This is a genomic window from Microbacterium jejuense (assembly GCF_039544225.1).
GTDB classification, from domain to species: Bacteria; Actinomycetota; Actinomycetes; order Actinomycetales; family Microbacteriaceae; genus Microbacterium; species Microbacterium jejuense.
In genome coordinates this window covers 164,832-183,299 of sequence record NZ_BAABLG010000012.1, presented here as the reverse complement: position 1 = coordinate 183,299, position 18,468 = coordinate 164,832, and the positions used below count along the sequence as shown (strand labels likewise).

Sequence of the window (18,468 nt, the reverse complement as noted above, 5' to 3'; positions counted from 1 at the left end):
GGGGCCGAACGGATTCAGCGAGCTCTCAAGTTTGATAGGCTGAACACGCGCCCGCCCGCGTGCCTCTCACCTGCCTGAATCGGATGGCGAGTGGTGGCGGCGGAGTGACGCTCACCGACCATCGTCGCAACGGTTCTTACCGGTGCCCCGAAGCTGGAGCCAGCGCTGTCTATTCATGCTGCGACCCTGATCGCCCCCTTTGCCACGGATGAACCGCCCGTGTTCCACGGTCCGTCGATCGACGAGTTCTTCCCTCCGGTCCTCTTCGATGCGTTCGGTGTCATCCCTGTCACGCGCATCCATCTGATCCAGTTCATCGCGGTGATCGCGATCGTGCTGGTCTTCTGGATCGGCACGCGCCGGATGAAGGTCGTCCCCGGCCGCTTCCAGAGCCTCGTCGAGATGGGTCTGGACTTCGTCCGGGTGAACGTCGCCGAAGACCTCCTGGGCAAGAAGGACGGCGCCCGCTTCCTGCCGATCCTCACGACGATGTTCTTCATGATCCTGTTCATGAACCTGACGGGCATCATCCCGTTCCTGAACCTCGCCGGCACCGCGATCATCGCGGTCCCGCTGCTGCTCGCCCTGATCAGCTACGTGACGTTCATCTACGCGGGCGTCAAGAAGAGCCCCAAGAACTTCTTCAAGAACTCGCTGTTCCCCTCCGGCGTGCCGCCGTTCCTCTACATCATCGTGACGCCGCTCGAGTTCATCTCGACGTTCATCATCCGGCCGGTCACGCTGACCCTGCGACTGCTGATGAACATGATGGTCGGGCACCTGATGCTCGTCCTGTTCTTCTCGGCGACGCAGTTCTTCCTCTTCACGATGGGCGGCTGGTGGTCGGCGCTGGCCGCCGGCAGCCTGGCCTTCGGCCTCGCCTTCACCGTGTTCGAGATCCTGGTGGCCGTCCTCCAGGCCTACGTCTTCACCATCCTCACCGCGGTCTACATCCAGCTCGCGGTGGCTGAAGAGCACTGAGCGGGCGGGCTCTCGCCCTCCCACCCAACCGAAAGGAAACACCCCGTGGACGCAACTACGGTTCTCGCTGAAGTTCAGGGTTCGATCGCGACCGTCGGTTACGGTCTCGCCGCCATCGGCCCCGCCATCGGCGTCGGCATCGTCGTCGGCAAGACGATCGAGGGCGTCGCCCGGCAGCCCGAGCTGGCCGGTCGCCTGCAGGTCCTGATGTGGATCGGTATCGCCTTCACCGAGGCGCTCGCCTTCATCGGCATCGCGACCGCCTTCATCTTCGGCTACTGATCCGCCCAACCAGTCCTAAGGAGACAGGATGCTGAACGCTCTTGTCACGTACGCTGCCGAGGAGGCAGAGGCTCCCAACCCTCTGATCCCCGCGTGGTACGACATCATCTGGTCGGCCGTCTGCTTCATCATCATCCTCTTCGTGTTCTGGAAGGTCGCCCTTCCCCGCATGAAGAAGATGCTCGACGAGCGCTCCGCGGCGATCGAGGGCAACATCGCCAAGGCCGATGAGGCCCAGCGCAAGGCCGAGGCCGCGCTCGAGGAGTACACCTCGCAGCTCGCCGAGGCGCGCAAGGAGGCCGGTGAGATCCGCGATGCCGCCCGTGAGGACGGCAAGAAGATCGTCGCCGAGGCGAAGGACACCGCTTCGGCGGAGGCCGCCCGCCTGACCTCGACCGCTCACGCGCAGATCGAGGCCGAGCGCCAGACCGCGCTCGTGTCGCTGCGCAGCGAGGTGGGCACGCTCGCCCTCGACCTGGCCGGCGGCGTCATCGGCGAGACCCTCGCGGACGACGCGAAGGCTCAGGCCGTCGTCGACCGCTTCCTCGCAGAGCTCGAAGAGTCCGAAGGGGCCAAGGCGTAATGGGCAGCGCGACCACTCAGGCCCTCGCGGCGACGACCGCGGCGCTCGACGCCGCGACCGGCGTCGACCTCGACGTCGCCCGCGAGCTCTTCGCCGCGGCACGCGCCGTGGGCGACTCGTCGCAGCTGAGCGGCGCGCTGGCCGACTCCGCCGCGCCGGCGGATGCTCGCCGCCAGGTCGTGGCAGCCGTCTTCGGCGGTGCCGTGAAGCCCACGACGGCGTCGCTGCTGACGACCGCCGTCGCGCAGCGCTGGTCGACCGCCGACGACCTCATCGACGGCATCGAAGAGCTCGCGGTGCGCGCGGCGGCCGTGGCCGACGCGGACGCCGACGTCGAGGCCGAGCTGTTCGCGTTCTCGCGGACGGTGGCAGACAACCCCGAGCTCGAGCTCGCGCTCGGGAGCCGTCTCGGCGACTCCGCCGCGAAGGGCACGCTCGTCGAGTCGCTGCTGAAGGGCCGCGCGAGCGCAGGGGCGACGCTGATCGCGGCGTCCCTCGTCCGCCAGCCCCGTGAGCGTCGCGTACGGCAGCTGCTGTCGCGCGCGACCAAGCTGGTCGCCGACCAGCGCGGCCGTGCGGTCGCGACGGTCGTCGCGGCGGCGCCGCTGAGCGCTGCGCAGCGCGACCGGCTCACCGCGGCGCTGACGAAGCGCTACGGCACGCGGGTCTCGCTCAACACGATCGTCGACCCGACGGTCGTCGGCGGACTGCGCGTCCAGATCGCGGACGACGTGATCGACGCAAGCGTCTCGTCGCGTCTGGCCGACCTCCGTCAGCGGCTCGCCGGCTGACACAGACTTCCCGCCACCGGCGGAGACTTCGGGGCCGAGGCCCCATGAACGAAGGAAAACAATGGCAGATCTCTCTATCAGCCCCGACGTCATCCGTGACGCGCTGAAGGACTTCGTCGCCGCCTACGAGCCCTCGGGGGCTGCGGCCACCGAGGTCGGCACCGTCATCGACGCCGCAGACGGCATCGCGCACATCGAGGGCCTGCCGGGTGTCATGGCGAACGAGCTCGTGACGTTCGCGGACGGCACCCAGGGCCTCGCCCTCAACCTCGACGAGCACGAGATCGGCACGGTCGTGCTCGGCGACTTCGCCGGCATCGAGGCCGGCCAGCAGGTCACCCGCACGGGTGAGGTGCTCTCGGTCGCCGTCGGCGACGGCTACCTCGGCCGTGTCGTCGACCCGCTCGGCAACCCGATCGACGGCCTCGGCGAGATCGCCACCGTCGGCCGCCGCGCTCTCGAACTGCAGGCGCCCGGCGTCATGCAGCGCAAGTCGGTGCACGAGCCCCTGCAGACGGGCATCAAGGCCATCGACGCGATGATCCCGGTCGGCCGCGGCCAGCGCCAGCTCATCATCGGCGACCGCCAGACCGGCAAGACGGCCATCGCGATCGACACGATCATCAACCAGCGCTCCAACTGGGAGTCGGGCGACGTCAACAAGCAGGTCCGCTGCATCTACGTCGCGATCGGCCAGAAGGGCTCCACGATCGCGGCCGTCAAGGGCGCGCTCGAGGACGCCGGCGCGATGGAGTACACCACCATCGTGGCCGCTCCCGCCTCGGACCCCGCCGGCTTCAAGTACCTCGCGCCGTACACCGGCTCGGCCATCGGCCAGCACTGGATGTACGAGGGCAAGCACGTCCTCATCATCTTCGACGACCTGTCGAAGCAGGCCGAGGCCTACCGCGCCGTGTCGCTGCTGCTGCGCCGCCCGCCGGGCCGCGAAGCGTACCCCGGCGACGTCTTCTACCTGCACTCGCGTCTGCTCGAGCGTTGCGCGAAGCTCTCGGACGAGCTGGGCGCCGGTTCGATGACGGGTCTGCCCATCATCGAGACCAAGGCCAACGACGTCTCGGCGTACATCCCGACCAACGTGATCTCGATCACCGACGGCCAGATCTTCCTGCAGTCCGACCTGTTCAACGCCAACCAGCGTCCCGCGGTCGACGTGGGCATCTCGGTCTCGCGCGTCGGCGGTGACGCCCAGGTCAAGTCGATCAAGAAGGTCTCCGGCACGCTCAAGCTCGAGCTCGCCCAGTACCGCTCGCTCGAGGCGTTCGCGATGTTCGCCTCGGACCTGGACGCGGCATCGCGTCGTCAGCTCGCCCGTGGCGCGCGCCTGACCGAGCTGCTCAAGCAGCCGCAGTACTCGCCGTACCCGGTCGAGGAGCAGGTCGTCTCGGTCTGGGCCGGCACCAACGGCAAGCTCGACACGATCGAGGTCGAGGACGTGCTGTCGTTCGAGCGCGAGCTGCTGGACTACCTGCGTCGCAACACGACGATCCTCGACACGCTGCGTGAGACGAACGTCCTGGACGACGACACTGTCGCCGAGCTCAGCGCGAAGACCGACGAGTTCATCCTCGAGTTCCGCGCCGGCAAGGGCCAGGCGATCGGCAAGCCGGGCCACGAAGAGGTCGCGGCGGCCGAGGCCGAAGACGTGAACCAGGAGAAGATCGTCAAGGGCCGCCGCTAAGGCGGGCCTGGGCTACCACCATGGGCGCACAACTCCGGGTCTACAAGCAGAAGATCAGCTCTGCTCAGACGACCAAGAAGATCACGAAGGCGATGGAACTCATCGCGGCTTCGCGCATCCAGAAGGCGATGGCGCGTGTGCGCGCGTCGTCGCCCTTCGCGCGGGCCGTGACGAGGGCCGTCTCCGCCGTGGCGACGCACTCCAACGTCGACCACCCGCTGACCGTCGAACGTGAGACGATCCGCCGCTCCGCCGTCGTGATCTTCTCGTCGGACCGAGGCCTGGCGGGCGCGTTCAACTCCCAGATCCTCCGTGAGGGCCTCGAGCTCGCGCAGCTGCTGCGCGAGCAGGGCAAGGAGCCGGTGTTCTACCTGGTCGGCCGCAAGGCCGTCGGGTACTTCCAGTTCCGCCGCATGGAGAGCGCAGGGGAGTGGACGGGTGACACCGACACGCCTCATTTCTCGACCGCGGAAGAGATCGCGGCGGCACTGCTGGACGCGTACGACCGCGGTGGTGACACCGGTGGCGTCGACGAGATCCACCTCGTCTACAACCGCTTCGTCAGCATGATGACGCAGTCTCCCGAGACGGTGCGCATGCTCCCGCTCGAGGTCGTCGAGGCCGAAGAGGACTCTTCGGCGCAGGTCTACCCGCTCTACGAGTTCGAGCCGGATGCCGCGACGGTCCTCGACGCGCTCCTGCCGGTGTACATCCAGAGCCGCGTCTTCAACGCGCTGCTGCAGTCGTCGGCGGCGAAGCACGCCGCGACGCAGAAGGCGATGAAGTCCGCCAGCGACAACGCCGACAAGCTCATCACCGACTACACGCGCCTGCGCAACAACGCGCGCCAGGCCGAGATCACGCAGCAGATCGCCGAGATCGTCGGCGGCGCCGACGCGCTGGCGTCGGGCAAGTGACGTAAAGACCACACGAAAGAGAAGAAGCCATGAGCCTCACCGCTGAAGAGACAGGCGCCAAGACCGGGACGTCGGTTGTTGGCCGCGTCGCCCGCGTCACCGGCCCCGTCGTCGACATCGAGTTCCCGCACGACTCGATCCCCGACATCTACAACGCGCTCAAGACGACGATCACGATCGACGGCGAGTCAGCCGAGATCACGCTCGAGGTCGCTCAGCACCTCGGCGACGACCTCGTCCGCGCGATCTCGCTCAAGCCCACCGACGGCATGGTCCGCGGCCAGGAGGTGCGCGACACCGGCGGCCCCATCACGGTCCCCGTCGGCGACGTCACCAAGGGCAAGGTGTTCAACGTCACGGGTGACGTCCTGAACGCCGCTCCAGGCGAGACCGTCGAGGTCACCGAGCGCTGGGGCATCCACCGCCAGGCGCCGTCGTTCGACCAGCTCGAGTCCAAGACCGAGATGTTCGAGACCGGCATCAAGTCGATCGACCTCCTGACCCCCTACGTGCAGGGTGGAAAGATCGGCCTCTTCGGTGGTGCGGGCGTCGGCAAGACGGTCCTGATCCAGGAGATGATCCAGCGCGTCGCGCAGGACCACGGTGGTGTGTCGGTGTTCGCCGGTGTCGGCGAGCGTACCCGTGAGGGCAACGACCTCATCGGCGAGATGGAGGAGGCGGGCGTCTTCGACAAGACCGCGCTCGTCTTCGGCCAGATGGACGAGCCGCCCGGGACGCGTCTGCGCGTCGCCCTGTCGGCGCTGACGATGGCGGAGTACTTCCGCGACGTCCAGAAGCAGGACGTGCTGCTGTTCATCGACAACATCTTCCGCTTCACGCAGGCGGGCTCCGAGGTGTCGACGCTGCTCGGCCGCATGCCCTCCGCGGTGGGCTACCAGCCGAACCTGGCCGACGAGATGGGCATCCTGCAGGAGCGCATCACCTCGACGCGCGGCCACTCGATCACGTCGCTGCAGGCGATCTACGTCCCCGCCGACGACTACACCGACCCGGCGCCGGCGACCACGTTCGCGCACCTCGACGCGACCACCGAGCTCTCGCGTGAGATCGCGTCGAAGGGTCTGTACCCGGCCATCGACCCGCTCACCTCGACGAGCCGCATCCTGGACCCGCGCTACATCGGCGAGGACCACTACCGCGTCGCCACCGCCGTGAAGCAGATCCTCCAGAAGAACAAGGAGCTCCAGGAGATCATCGCGATCCTCGGTGTCGACGAGCTCTCGGAAGAGGACAAGATCGTCGTCGCCCGCGCGCGCCGCATCCAGCAGTTCCTCTCGCAGAACACCTACATGGCGAAGAAGTTCACCGGTGTCGAGGGTTCGACGGTTCCGATCAAGGAGACCATCGAGTCGTTCGACGCGATCGTCAAGGGCGAGTTCGACCACGTCGCCGAGCAGGCGTTCTTCAACGTCGGCGGCATCTCCGACGTCGAAGAGCAGTGGGCGCGCATCCAGAAGGAGAACGGCTGATCATGCCGCTCAACGTCAGCCTCGTCTCCGCCGACGCGGAGGTCTGGTCGGGTGAGGCCTCGCTCGTGGTCGCCAAGACCGTCGAGGGCGAGATCGGCTTCATGACCGGTCACGAGCCGGTGCTCGCGATCCTGGCCGAAGGTCAGGTGCGCATCACCGAGACCTCGGGCACGAAGATCATCGCGAACGCGCAGGACGGCTTCCTCTCGATGGAGGGTGACGAGCTCACCATCGTGGCCGGCAACGCCGCACTGATCTCCTGAGGCCCGTTCCTCTCTGAAACGCCCCGAGCCGCTCGTCGGCTCGGGGCGTTTCGCCTGCCCGCCCCCGACCAGAAGGCCCCTCATGCTGATCCTGCTGCCGCCGTCCGAGACCAAGCGCGCCGGGGGAGTAGCGCGCCCGCTCGACGTCACACGGCTGGCGCTGCCGACGCTGGCACCGCAGCGCGAGGCCGTCGTCGACGCGCTCGTGGCCCTTTCGGCGGACGAAGAGGCCGCAGCCCGTGCGCTCAAGCTCGGTCCGAAGCAGCATGGCGAGATCGCCGTGAACGCGGCGCTGCGCGACGCGCCGACCATGCCTGCCGTGGACCGCTACACCGGCGTGCTGTACGACGCGCTGGGCGCGGCATCCCTCACTCCCGCAGCCCGACGCTGGGTGGGCGCCCACGTCCTCGTCCACTCGGCGCCGTTCGGCCCGGTGGGCGCGCTCGACCCGATCCCGGCGTACCGGCTGGGTGCGGGGACGTCGCTTCCGGGCGTGCCCGCACTGCGACGGCTGTGGTCCGACGCGGTGTCGTCGGCGCTCGGGGAGCTCGAACCGCGGTTCGTGCTCGACCTGCGCTCCGAGGCCTACGCGGCGCTCGGACCTGTGCCGGACGGCATCCCGAGCCGATACGTGCGCGTCGTCGACGAAGGGTCAGACGGAGCCGTGCGCGCGCTCAACCACTTCAACAAGCACGCCAAGGGCGCGCTCGTTCGCCGGCTCGCTGACGAGCGTCCGCGGATCTCGTCGGCGGCCGGCTTCGTGCGATGGGCGGATGCCGCCGGCCTGCGTGTGCGCGAGGCCGCCGCCGGCGAGCTCGAGCTGTTCGCCTGACACTTCGACAGGCTCAGGGACCGGTCGCTGAGCCTGCCGAAGGGTCAGTGCTTGGTGTGCTGCGCCGTGCGCTCGGTGTTCTCGGCGATCGCGATGAGGGCGACCACACCCTCGATGATGAACCTGAGCAGGATCACCGCGAGGAAGGTCAGCACCGGCACGACGATGATCGTCGCGAGGAGGGCGCTGATGCCGGCCCCGGGGTTGAACCACATCATCGAGATGCCGCTCAGGATGCCGCCCACGAAGTAGACCACGAACCCGATGCCGATCGCGATGAGGCCCACGAGGTAGAACACGCTCGCCAGGCGTCGCGTGATGAACGTGCGGAACGACAGGTCGAACAGCGCGGCGAAGAACCCCTTGCCGACGTCGGTCACCTCGCCGACGACGGGCGGAACACCGGTGTCGTCCGGGTCCGCAGCGGAGGGGGTGGATGCCGGGGTCTGCGCCGCCGCGGCGGCCGCCGTCTGGTCGGGCAGCGGGGGCGGAGTAGGGGCTGACGGTGTCGGGTCGGTCATGGGTGGCCCTTCGGTCGGGGAATTGTGCTCAGGCTATCCACCGCCGCCGACGGGGGCCATCCCCCCATTACGACGCGAATGCTGACAGGAAGCTGTGAGCGTCGCTAGCATGTGTCGAGCGGAGCAGCGGCTCCGCGGGCGCGCGCCCCCGAAGCCCGATCCGACTCTCTTGGAGGTCGCACCATGGATTACGACAACGGCGCGGTCGGCCTGGCCATCGCCTGGCTGATCTTCCTGCCTTTCCTTCTCGTCATCGTCCTCGCCGGCTATGTGATCGGCTCCTGGTTCCTGATGAAGGTGTTCGACAAGGCAGGGGTGCAGGGCCGGTGGCGCGCCTGGGTGCCGGTGTACAACTCCATGGTCGCCGCCAAGCTCGGTGACGTGTCGCCGTGGGTGATGCTCGGGGCCATGGTGCTGGCCGGTGCACTCGGCCAGATCCCGTTCGTCGGCTGGATCCTGCGCCTCGTCGGCCTCGCCGCCTGGGTCATCGCCGGCTGGCGCATCGGGCTCAAGCTCGGCAAGGACTGGCCGCTGCTTCTTCTCTGGCTGATCCCCGGCCTCGGCACCCTCATCTGGGTCGGCATCCTCGCGTTCGACCAGTCGCGCTGGAACCCGGCGATCCGTCCGGCCCCGTGGCGCAACTCGTTCCTCGCCGACAACACGGTGTGGCAGGGCATCCCGGTCCAGCCCGGTGCGCCGGTGGCGCCGGGAGCGACGACCGCACCCGGCGCGCCCGCCGGCTACGAGCCGCCCGCAGGCTACCCGGCTCCGCCGGCCGGCTACACGGCCCCGCCGGCACCGCCGGCCGCGTACACCGCCCCGCCGGCGCCTCCCGCTGCGCCCCCGGCACCTGCTGCGCCGGCGGCTCCGTCGCCCGCGGCGGCCGAGCCGCCCGTGACTCCGCCGGCGCCTCCCGCGGCGCCGGCAGCCCCGCCGGCGGCCGAGCCGCCGGCTCCTTCGCCTCCGGCTGCTGCACCGCCGGCTGCTTCGCCTCCCGCTGCTGCACCGCCGGCCGCCGAGCCGCCCGCTGCTGCACCGCCGGCCGCCGAGCCGCCCGTCGCCCCGCCGACGACCGAGCCGCCGGCCGCGCCGGACGCCCCCGAGGCGCCCAAGGAGTGATGCCACAGCAGCCCCCTCGCCCCGGCGAGGGGGCTGCTGCGTGTCCGAGCGCGGTCCCGGCCTTCTGGCGGGGAGTGCCCGGCAGCGCGGCTAACGTGGAGCCATGACCCCCACGGTTCCGCTGCGCCGCGTCGGCGCGTCCGGCCTGCTCGTATCCGCCGTCGGCCTCGGCTGCAACAACTTCGGTCGCGAGGGCACTCGCACCGAGACGCTGGAGGGCACGCGCGATGTGCTCGACGCGGCGATCGACGCCGGCGTGACGTTCCTCGACACCGCCGACATGTACGGCGGCGACCCCGGCCTCTCCGAGACGCTGATGGGCGAGGCGCTGCAAGGACGCCGCGACCAGGTGATCCTGGCGACGAAGTTCGGGCACCCGGGCCGCGACATGGGGTACCCGGCCTCGGGGGCGAAGGGCTCGCGGTCGTACATCCGGCGTGCGGTCGAGGCATCCCTCACCCGCCTTCGCACGGACTGGATCGATCTGTACCAGCTGCACGTGCCCGACAACGACACTCCGATGGAAGAGACGCTCGACACGCTCGGCGACCTCGTGCGCGAGGGCAAGGTGCGCTACATCGGCCACTCGAACTTCTCGGGATGGCAGATCGCCGAGGCGCACTTCACGGCGCTCATGCGCCGTGGCGTGCCCTACGTCTCGGCCCAGAACCAGTACAGCCTGCTGTCGCGGGGCTCGGAGCGCAACGTGCTGCGCGCCGTCGAGCGGTACGGTCTCGGCTTCTTCCCGTACTTCCCGCTGCACAACGGACTGCTGACCGGCAAGTTCACGCGCGACGACGCGCCGGCCGACTCGCGCATCATGCGCCAGCGCGCGAACCTCTACTACGAGGCGCCCTGGGATGCGCTGGAGGCCTATCAGGCGTTCTGCGACGAGCGCGGGGTCACGATGCTGCAGGCGACCTTCGGCTGGCTGCTGTCGCATCCGGCGCTGTCGAGCGTGATCGCGGGAGCGACCACCCCCGAGCAGGTGCGCGCGAACGCCGAGGCGGCCACCGCGTGGACGCCGACCCCCGCGGATCTGCAGATCCTGGACGGTCTCTTCCCGCCGCCCGAGGCCGCCGCCTGACCCGCCCGCCGTCGGCCGCGTGGCGGCCGGCGGCGGCTCCACGGTCATCCGCGCGCCAGTTCGCGGACGGCGTACGCGCCGGGTTGTCGGCGACGCGGACGCAGGCGTAGCGTCGCTTCTCGTGCGCGGTCCGCGATGCGGGGGACTCCGCGCGCCGGAAAGGACCCGCCGTGCTCGGGAAGCTCCTGTGGCGATATCTGCGCCCTGCCTGGCCGCTCATCGTGGCCGTCGTGGTGTTCCAGCTGGCCCAGTCGATCGCGTCGCTGTGGCTGCCGACGCTGAACGCCGACATCATCGACGAGGGCGTCGTCAAGGGCGACATCCCGTACATCTGGCAGACCGGCGGCGTCATGCTGCTCGTGAGCCTCGCGCAGGTGATCTGCTCGATCATCGCGGTGTACTTCGGCTCGCGCCTCGCGATGGGCATGGGCCGTGACCTGCGCGGCGACCTGTTCCACCGCGTCGTCGCCTTCTCGCAGCGCGAGGTCGGACAGTTCGGCGCTCCCTCGCTGATCACGCGCAACACGAACGACGTGCAGCAGGTGCAGATGCTCGTCCAGGTGTCGGCGACCCTCATGGTCTCGGCGCCGATCCTCGCGATCGGCGGCGTGATCATGGCGATCCGGCAGGACGTCGGGCTGTCGTGGCTGATGGCCGTGTCGATCCCGGTGCTGCTGATCATCGTCGGTCTGATCGTGACCCGCATGGTGCCGGCGTTCACGCAGATGCAGACGCGCATCGACCGGGTCAACCAGATCATGCGCGAGCAGCTGTCGGGCATCCGCGTGGTGCGCGCCTTCGTGCGCGAGCGTCAGGAGCGTGCGCGGTTCGCGAAGGCCAGCGACGACGTCAAAGACACCGCGCTGCGCGCGGGCAACCTGATGGCGCTGATGTTCCCCGCGGTCATGCTGGTGATGAACCTGTCCAGCGTCGCCGTCATCTGGTTCGGCGCGTTCCAGGTGCAGGACAACGGGGTGCAGATCGGCACGCTGTTCGCGTTCCTCAACTACCTCATGCAGATCCTCATGGGCGTCATGATGGCCACGTTCATGTTCGTCATGATCCCGCGCGCCGCAGTGTGCGCGAACCGCGTGGGCGAGGTGCTCGACACCGAGCCGTCGGTGTCGGCCCCGGCTGTGGCCACCTCCGCTCCCGCTCCCACGGGCCGCGTCGAGTTCGACCACGTCGACTTCGCGTACCCCGGCGCCGAAGAGGCTGTGCTGCACGAGCTCACCTTCGCGATCGAGCCCGGCACGACGACGGCCGTCATCGGCTCGACGGGCTCGGGCAAGACCACGCTCGTGAGCCTCGTGCCCCGCCTGTTCGACGTGACCGCAGGCGCGGTGCGGGTCGACGGCGTCGACGTGCGGGAGTACGACCCCGACGAGCTGTGGACGCGCGTCGGCCTCGTTCCGCAGCGTGCGTTCCTGTTCTCGGGCACCGTCGCGTCCAACCTCCGCTACGGCGACCACGATGCGACCGACGAGCAGCTGTGGGAGGCGCTGGAGCTCGCGCAGGGCGCCGACTTCGTGCGCGCCATGCCGGACGGCCTCGAATCGCAGATCGCCCAGGGCGGCACGAACGTGTCGGGCGGTCAGCGGCAGCGCCTTGCGATCGCGCGGGCGCTGGTCAAGCGCCCCGAGGTGTACATCTTCGACGACTCGTTCTCGGCGTTGGACCTTCGGACGGATGCCGCCCTCCGACGCGCGCTCGACACCCATCTGCCCGACGCGACACGGCTCGTCGTGGCGCAGCGGGTATCGACCATCCAGCACGCCGATCAGATCGTCGTGCTCGACCACGGCCGGATCGTCGGCATCGGCGCACACGACGAGCTCGTCGAGACGTGCGAGACGTATCGCGAGATCGTAGAGTCCCAGCTCGCGGCGGAGGCGGCAGCATGAGCGGCGCACAGAGCACCCAGGCGCGGCGACCGGCCGGCCCCGGCGGCGGCCGCGGTCCCTTCGGCGGCGGCGGGGGCGCGCCCGGCGGCAAGGCGCAGAACTTCGGACCGAGCGCGAAGCGCCTGCTCGGCACGCTGCGTTCGGACACGCCCCGGCTGATCCTCGTGCTCGTGCTCGGCATCCTGTCGGTCACGCTCTCGGTCATCGGTCCGAAGCTGCTCGGCGAGGGGACGAACGTCGTGTTCGCCGGCTTCATCTCGCTGCAGGTGCCCGCGGGCGTCACACAGCAGCAGGTCGTCGACCAGCTCGTCGCGTCGGGCAACCAGGACCAGGCGAACATGATCGCCGCGATGGACTTCGTCCCGGGCGCCGGAATCGACTTCGAGCAGCTGGCGTGGATCCTCTCGGCCGTGCTGGCCGTCTACCTGTTCTCGAGCATCTTCGGCTGGGTGCAGGCGCGGGTGCTCAACGGCATCGTGCAGCGGGCCATGCACCGCCTGCGACTGCAGGTCGAAGACAAGATCCACCGGCTGCCGCTGTCGTACTTCGACCGCGTGCAGCGCGGCGAGCTGCTCAGCCGCGTGACCAACGATGTCGACAACATCGGCCAGACGATGCAGCAGACGCTCTCGCAGCTGGTCGTGTCGCTGCTGACCGTCATCGGCGTGCTGGTCATGATGTTCCTGATCTCGCCGCTGCTGGCGGTGATCGCGCTCGTCACGATCCCCCTCACGCTGCTCATCACGGTGCTCGTCGCGCGCCGGTCGCAGAAGCTGTTCGTGCAGCAGTGGGCGCACACCGGGGTGCTGAACGCCCGTGTCGAAGAGACCTTCTCGGGCCACTCGATCGTGAAGGTGTTCGGGCACCAGGAAGAGGTCGAGACCGACTTCCGCCGCGAGAACGACCAGCTGTACCGTGCGAGCTTCGGGGCCCAGTTCCTGTCGGGCGTGATCATGCCCGCGATGATGTTCATCGGCAACCTGGTCTATGTCGCGATCGCCGTCGTCGGCGGCCTGCAGGTCGCGGCGGGTCTCATGAGCATCGGCGACGTGCAGGCGTTCATCCAGTACTCACGGCAGTTCACGCAGCCGCTCAGCCAGCTGGGCTCGATGGCGAATCTGCTGCAGTCGGGCGTCGCGAGCGCGGAGCGCGTGTTCGAGCTGCTGGACGAGGACGAACAGACGGCGGACGACGCGGAGCCGAAAACGGCGCCCGACACGGCGAGCCGTCTGGAATTCGAGGACGTGTCGTTCCGCTATGTCGAGGACAAGCCGCTCATCGACGGGCTCACGCTCGCCGCGCGGCCGGGCAGCACCGTCGCGATCGTCGGTCCGACCGGGGCCGGCAAGACGACGCTGGTGAACCTGATCATGCGGTTCTACGACGTGGACGCGGGCCGGATCACGCTGGACGGGGTCGACACGCTGCACATGACGCGCGACGACCTGCGCGCCCGCACCGGGATGGTGCTGCAGGACACGTGGCTGTTCGCGGGCACCATCCGCGAGAACATCCTCTACGGCCGGCCCGATGCGAGCGAGGAGGAGCTCGTCGCCGCGGCCACCGCCGCGTACGTGGACCGCTTCGTGCACGCGCTGCCCGACGGCTACGACACGATGCTCGACGACGAGGCCACCAACCTCAGCGTCGGCGAGCGGCAGCTCGTCACGATCGCGCGCGCGTTCCTCGCCGATCCGCGGATCCTCATCCTCGACGAGGCGACGTCATCGGTCGACACCCGTACCGAGCTGCTCATCCAGCGCGCGATGTCGAGGCTGCGCGAGGACCGGACGGCGTTCGTCATCGCGCACCGCCTGTCGACGATCCGCGATGCCGACCTCATCCTGGTGATGGAGAACGGGTCGATCGTCGAGCAGGGGTCGCACGACGAGCTGCTCGCGGCGAAGGGCGCGTACCGGCGTCTGTACAACGCCCAGTTCGAGGGTGCGATCGACGAGGACGAGCCGGTGGCGGTGCCCGCGGTGCCCCTCGGCCCGCCGCCGACCACGGCGCAGATCGTCGTCGACGCACTCGCCGAGTCCGAAGAGGCGGGGGAGTGACCCACTAGTATGTGAAGACGCGGGGCCGCCCGGTCTCGATGCCGTCGATCGGGAGGACAGGGCGTGCCCGAGGTATCCACCCAATCGCGCACCGTCCCGGTCCCCGGTGGCGTGCTCGAGCTCTCGTGGGCCGCTGCGACCGACACCGGTCGCCGGCGCGAGGTGAACCAGGACGCGTTCTTCGCGGACTATCCGCTCTTCGTCGTCGCGGACGGCATGGGCGGGCATGTCGGGGGAGAGATCGCCAGCGCCAGCACGATCGAGCGACTCACTGCGGTCGCCGACGCCGGAGTGGTCAACCCGAAGACGATCGAGAAGGCGCTCGCCCGCGCCGTGAAAGACATCGCCTCGCACCCCGAGGCGACCGACGACGGCACCGGAACGACGGTGACCGGTGTGTTCCTCGACACCTCGGGCGACGCCGCGCACTGGGTCACGCTCAACATCGGCGACTCGCGCGTCTACCTCGTGCGCGATGGCGCGATCGTGCAGATCACGACCGACCACTCGGTCGTCCAAGAGCTCGTCGCCGCCGGGCGTCTCAGCCCCGAAGAGGCCGAGAACCACCCGTACGGCAACGTCATCACGCGCGCCGTCGGTCCGAGCGACGGGGTCAAGCCCGACTATGTGCGCCTCGACGTCGCCGACGGCGACCGCTTCGTCATCTGCTCCGACGGGCTGACCAAAGAGCTCACCGACTACGGCATCCGCCACTTCCTCGATGAGAACGCCGACCCCGCCGCCGCAGTGACCGCCATGATGGACGCCGCGCTCGAAAACGGCGGTCGCGACAACATCACGATCGTCGTGCTCGACGTCGTCGACCCGTCGGCACGGCGTGACGACGAGCCGGCTGTCGTCACCGACGACACGGCGACGGTCGACACCGTCGACACGGCGACGGTCGAAGAGGTGGATGCCGCCGCCCCCGCCGCTCCGCCGGCCGACGACGACGACTCCTCCACAGACAAGTCCTGACGCGGGTTCTCCCCGGATCCCGCCTCCGCGCGCCCGGGCGGCAGGTCCACACGGTGGACTGCAGGGGTGCGTCCCACTCCGCGTCCCCACCCCGCCGCGAGCGTCCTCGACGCGAGCGCTGATCCCGTCACGAGCGTCCTCGACGACGAAGCGCTGACACTGCCGTCCGCGTGGACGCCCCCGCCCCGCCCGCCGCTGCCCGTCGTGGCCGCGGTCGTGCCTGTCGTCGGGGCCGTCGCGCTGTGGCTCGTGACCGGGTCCGTGTTCTCGCTGTGGTTCGCGCTGCTCGGTCCGCTGATCGCCGCGGCGACGCTCCTTGACGCGCGTCGTGCGGCACGGCGCGACGGACGCCGTGCCGCCGCGGCGGCGGTCCGGGCGCGTGACGGCGTCCGCGCCGCCCTGGACGCCCGTCACGACGCCGAACGGGCGCAGCTGTGGCTGCGGCATCCCGACGTCGCCCGCTTCGACGCGCGCGAGGACGACATCTGGCGCGGCGGCGTCGTCGGCGCAGTGGTGGTGGGTGAGGGCGAGCGCGCGAGCGCCGTGCGCGTCACGGGTGGCGACGGGGATCCGGATGCCGCCGCCCTGCGCCGCCGGGCGGCCCGGATCGCGGCGGCTCCGGTCACGGTGCCCGCCACGGGTGGGATCGTGGTCGTGGGCCCCGACGGCGTCGCGGCCGCCGTGCAGCGCGCTCTGGTGCTGCAGCTGTGCCTGGCGCACGCGCCGGGCGAGCTCGGCGTGCTGGATCCCGTCGATCCCGAGTTCGACTGGGCGCAGGCGCTGCCGCACCGCCTCGATGCGCGGTCCGGGGTGCGCCTGGCGGTCGTCGCGCCGGGCGGTCGGGTGCCGGCCGAGGCCGACGCCGCCATCGCCCGCTGCCGGCCGGGCGACCCGCTGCCACCGCGGTGCGCCGCCGTCCTCTCGGTGTCGTCGCCCGGTCTCGCACGACTCGAGCACGCGGGCGAGAGCCTGCCGCTGCAGGTCGAGGCGCTCTCGCTCGCCCAGGCCGCGATGATCACCGCGGTCCTCGCGGCGCGCGCCGAGCACACCCTCGGGATCGCCCGCGACGCGGGGGAGCCGATCACGCTGGCCGCCCTGCGTGACGCGACGCCCCATCGCGCCGCCGGAGGGCTGCCCGCGGTGATCGGCCTGACCGGACGCGAGCCGTTCGCGGTCGACCTCGTGCACGACGGACCCCACGCGGTCGTGGCGGGTGTCACCGGCTCAGGCAAGAGCGAGCTGCTCATCACGTGGATCCTCGCGCTGTGCGCGACGCGCACGGCCGACGAGGTCACCTTCCTGCTCGCGGACTTCAAGGGCGGCACCGCGTTCGACGCACTGGAGGGCATTCCGCATGTGACGGGCGTGATCACCGATCTGGACGGGGCCGGAGCGCGTCGCGCGATCGAGAGCCTGCGCGCCGAGCTGCGTCGCCGCGAGTCGACGATCGCGGCCGCGGGGGCGCGCGACATCCTCGATCCGCGCGTCGCGCTCCCGCGCCTCGTGGTGGTCGTCGACGAGTTCGCAGCACTGCTGGCGGACCACCCCGAGCTGCACGCGGTGTTCGCCGATCTCGCCGCACGCGGCAGGGCGCTCGGCATCCACCTGGTGCTGGGCACTCAGCGCGCGGCCGGGGTCATCCGCGAGAACCTGCTGGCTAACTGCCCGCTGCGGCTGAGCCTGCGGGTCACCGATCCTGCCGACAGTCGGGCGATCCTCGGTGTGGACGAGGCCGCGCACCTCCCGGGCGGAGTCGCGGGGCGCGGCAGTGCGCTGGTCCGCCGCGCCTCCGATGCCCGCCCGGTCGCGGTGCGGATCGCGCTGTCGGGTCCTGACGACGTCGCGGTGGCGGCTCTTCACGGCGGCGAGGGCGCGCCGCAGCGGACCTGGCTGCCCGAGCTGCCCCGGCAGGTCGCGCTCGACGAGCTCGAGCGGCGCGGCCCCGTCGCACCGGGGGCGCTGCTGCTCGGCGTCGCCGACGAGCCCGAGCGACAGCAGCAGCCGACTCTCGCGCTCGCCGCTGCGGACCGCGCGCTGCTGGTGGTGGGCGGCCCGGGTTCAGGCGTGTCGAACGCCCTCGCACTGCTGGCGTCCCAGGCGACGCGGTCGGTGCGCATCCCGGCGGACGCCGAGGGTCTGTGGGATGCGGTGGCAGCCCTGGCCGAGCAGCCTCCGAGCGCCGGCACGATGGTGGTCGCCGACGACCTGGACGCGATCGCCGGGCGACTGCCGGCTGAGCACGCCCAGGCGCTGTGGGAGCGGCTCGACAGCGCGGTGCGCCGCGCCGCCGGCAGCGGCGCGATCGTCGTGGCCGGCGCGCACCGAATGACAGGCCCGGTGTCGCGGCTCGCCGAGCTGTTCCCGAAGCGACTGGTGCTGCCGTACCCGACCCGCATCGACCACGCCGCGGCCGGCGGGGAGCCGTCGTCGTTCGAGCCGGGCGCGCCGGCCGGTCGAGGGCGCCTCGACGGGCGCACGGTGCAGGTCGCGCTGGCACCGGCGGACGCCCATGACGCCGCGCACCCGGCCGGCCGACCTCTCGCCGTGGCGCCCTGGGAACCCGTCGGGCGGCTGACCGGGCTCGTCGCGCGCCGCTCTCCGGCCTCCCGCGCGGCGCTGGCCGCGTGGGAGGCGCGCGGGGTCGGCGTCTGCGGGCTCGACGCCTACGCGGCCGATCCCGCGGCGGTCGATGCCGGGCGCATCGTGCTCGCCGGCGAGCCCGAGGACTGGCAGCGCCACTGGCGGCTGCTCGCCGACGTGCGCGGCGATCATGATCTCGTCGTCGACACGTCGTGCGCGGCCGAGCTGCGCGTGCTCGTCGGCTTCCGGGGCGTGGCGCCGTACTGCGAGCCGGGTCGCGGCCGCGCATGGCTCGTGGCCGCCGGCGCGGACCCCGTCCGCATCGTCCTGCCCGAGCCCGATTCCGGCCGAACCGTCGGGGCCCCTCGTTGACCGGGCCCG

Annotated in this window: 16 protein-coding genes; 15 read left to right on the top strand and 1 reads right to left on the bottom strand. The window is 70.4% G+C overall.

Annotated features, from left to right (window positions below; translation table 11 throughout):
* Nucleotides 1-219 precede the first annotated feature (219 nt).
* The 9 genes from atpB (at nt 220) to ABEA46_RS18250 (ending at nt 7,838) form a co-directional block, all read left to right on the top strand.
* Entirely contained in the window at nt 220-981 is a 762-nt protein-coding gene (gene atpB, locus ABEA46_RS18290) for a F0F1 ATP synthase subunit A (RefSeq protein ID WP_345546582.1), read from the top strand.
* Nucleotides 982-1,026: 45 nt separating this feature from the next.
* Nucleotides 1,027-1,263 carry an ATP synthase F0 subunit C gene (atpE, locus tag ABEA46_RS18285; RefSeq protein ID WP_141893086.1) on the top strand — a complete coding sequence of 79 codons (237 nt, stop codon included), beginning with the start codon at nt 1,027-1,029 and terminating at the stop codon, nt 1,261-1,263.
* Between the two features lie 28 nt (nt 1,264-1,291).
* Nucleotides 1,292-1,846: a F0F1 ATP synthase subunit B gene (locus tag ABEA46_RS18280; RefSeq protein ID WP_345546581.1), complete on the top strand. Its 555-nt coding sequence runs from the start codon at nt 1,292-1,294 to the stop codon at nt 1,844-1,846.
* The gene (locus tag ABEA46_RS18275) at nt 1,846-2,637 is read left to right on the top strand and encodes a F0F1 ATP synthase subunit delta (protein ID WP_345546579.1); all 792 of its coding nucleotides are present in this window, start codon (nt 1,846-1,848) and stop codon (nt 2,635-2,637) included. The genes ABEA46_RS18280 and ABEA46_RS18275 overlap by 1 nt, the downstream gene beginning before the upstream one ends.
* 61 nt (nt 2,638-2,698) lie before the next feature.
* Nucleotides 2,699-4,336, top strand: a complete 1,638-nt coding sequence (gene atpA / locus ABEA46_RS18270) for a F0F1 ATP synthase subunit alpha (protein WP_345546577.1) — start codon at nt 2,699-2,701, stop codon at nt 4,334-4,336.
* Nucleotides 4,337-4,356: 20 nt separating this feature from the next.
* Nucleotides 4,357-5,253 carry a F0F1 ATP synthase subunit gamma gene (locus ABEA46_RS18265; protein WP_345546576.1) on the top strand — a complete coding sequence of 299 codons (897 nt, stop codon included), beginning with the start codon at nt 4,357-4,359 and terminating at the stop codon, nt 5,251-5,253.
* 29 nt (nt 5,254-5,282) lie between these two features.
* The gene (atpD, locus tag ABEA46_RS18260; protein ID WP_345546574.1) at nt 5,283-6,743 is read left to right on the top strand and encodes a F0F1 ATP synthase subunit beta; all 1,461 of its coding nucleotides are present in this window, start codon (nt 5,283-5,285) and stop codon (nt 6,741-6,743) included.
* Between the two features lie 2 nt (nt 6,744-6,745).
* Complete coding sequence (locus tag ABEA46_RS18255) at nt 6,746-7,006, top strand: F0F1 ATP synthase subunit epsilon (RefSeq protein WP_018172097.1); 261 nt, start codon at nt 6,746-6,748, stop codon at nt 7,004-7,006.
* Between the two features lie 82 nt (nt 7,007-7,088).
* The gene (locus ABEA46_RS18250) at nt 7,089-7,838 is read left to right on the top strand and encodes a YaaA family protein (RefSeq protein WP_345546571.1); all 750 of its coding nucleotides are present in this window, start codon (nt 7,089-7,091) and stop codon (nt 7,836-7,838) included.
* A 44-nt stretch (nt 7,839-7,882) separates the two neighbouring features.
* Here the strand turns inward: ABEA46_RS18250 and ABEA46_RS18245 are convergent, their stop codons facing one another.
* Nucleotides 7,883-8,359 carry a DUF4282 domain-containing protein gene (locus ABEA46_RS18245; RefSeq protein WP_345546570.1) on the bottom strand — a complete coding sequence of 159 codons (477 nt, stop codon included), beginning with the start codon at nt 8,357-8,359 and terminating at the stop codon, nt 7,883-7,885.
* Nucleotides 8,360-8,542: 183 nt separating this feature from the next.
* Here ABEA46_RS18245 and ABEA46_RS18240 point away from each other — a divergent pair, with 183 nt between their 5' ends.
* The 6 genes from ABEA46_RS18240 to ABEA46_RS18215 all read left to right on the top strand — a co-directional run bounded on the left by ABEA46_RS18240 (nt 8,543) and on the right by ABEA46_RS18215 (nt 18,459).
* On the top strand, nt 8,543-9,478 hold the full coding sequence (locus ABEA46_RS18240; RefSeq protein ID WP_345546569.1) for a hypothetical protein: 936 nt from the start codon (nt 8,543-8,545) through the stop codon (nt 9,476-9,478).
* A gap of 103 nt (nt 9,479-9,581) precedes the next feature.
* Entirely contained in the window at nt 9,582-10,565 is a 984-nt protein-coding gene (locus ABEA46_RS18235; protein ID WP_345546567.1) for an aldo/keto reductase, read from the top strand.
* A gap of 170 nt (nt 10,566-10,735) precedes the next feature.
* Nucleotides 10,736-12,469, top strand: coding sequence for an ABC transporter ATP-binding protein (locus ABEA46_RS18230; RefSeq protein WP_345546565.1), 1,734 nt, complete (start codon nt 10,736-10,738; stop codon nt 12,467-12,469).
* Entirely contained in the window at nt 12,466-14,529 is a 2,064-nt protein-coding gene (locus tag ABEA46_RS18225) for an ABC transporter ATP-binding protein (protein ID WP_345546563.1), read from the top strand. The genes ABEA46_RS18230 and ABEA46_RS18225 overlap by 4 nt, the downstream gene beginning before the upstream one ends.
* Before the next feature lie 63 nt (nt 14,530-14,592).
* Nucleotides 14,593-15,507, top strand: a complete 915-nt coding sequence (locus ABEA46_RS18220) for a PP2C family protein-serine/threonine phosphatase (RefSeq protein ID WP_345546561.1) — start codon at nt 14,593-14,595, stop codon at nt 15,505-15,507.
* A 66-nt stretch (nt 15,508-15,573) separates the two neighbouring features.
* Complete coding sequence (locus ABEA46_RS18215; RefSeq protein ID WP_345546559.1) at nt 15,574-18,459, top strand: FtsK/SpoIIIE domain-containing protein; 2,886 nt, start codon at nt 15,574-15,576, stop codon at nt 18,457-18,459.
* Nucleotides 18,460-18,468 lie beyond the last annotated feature (9 nt).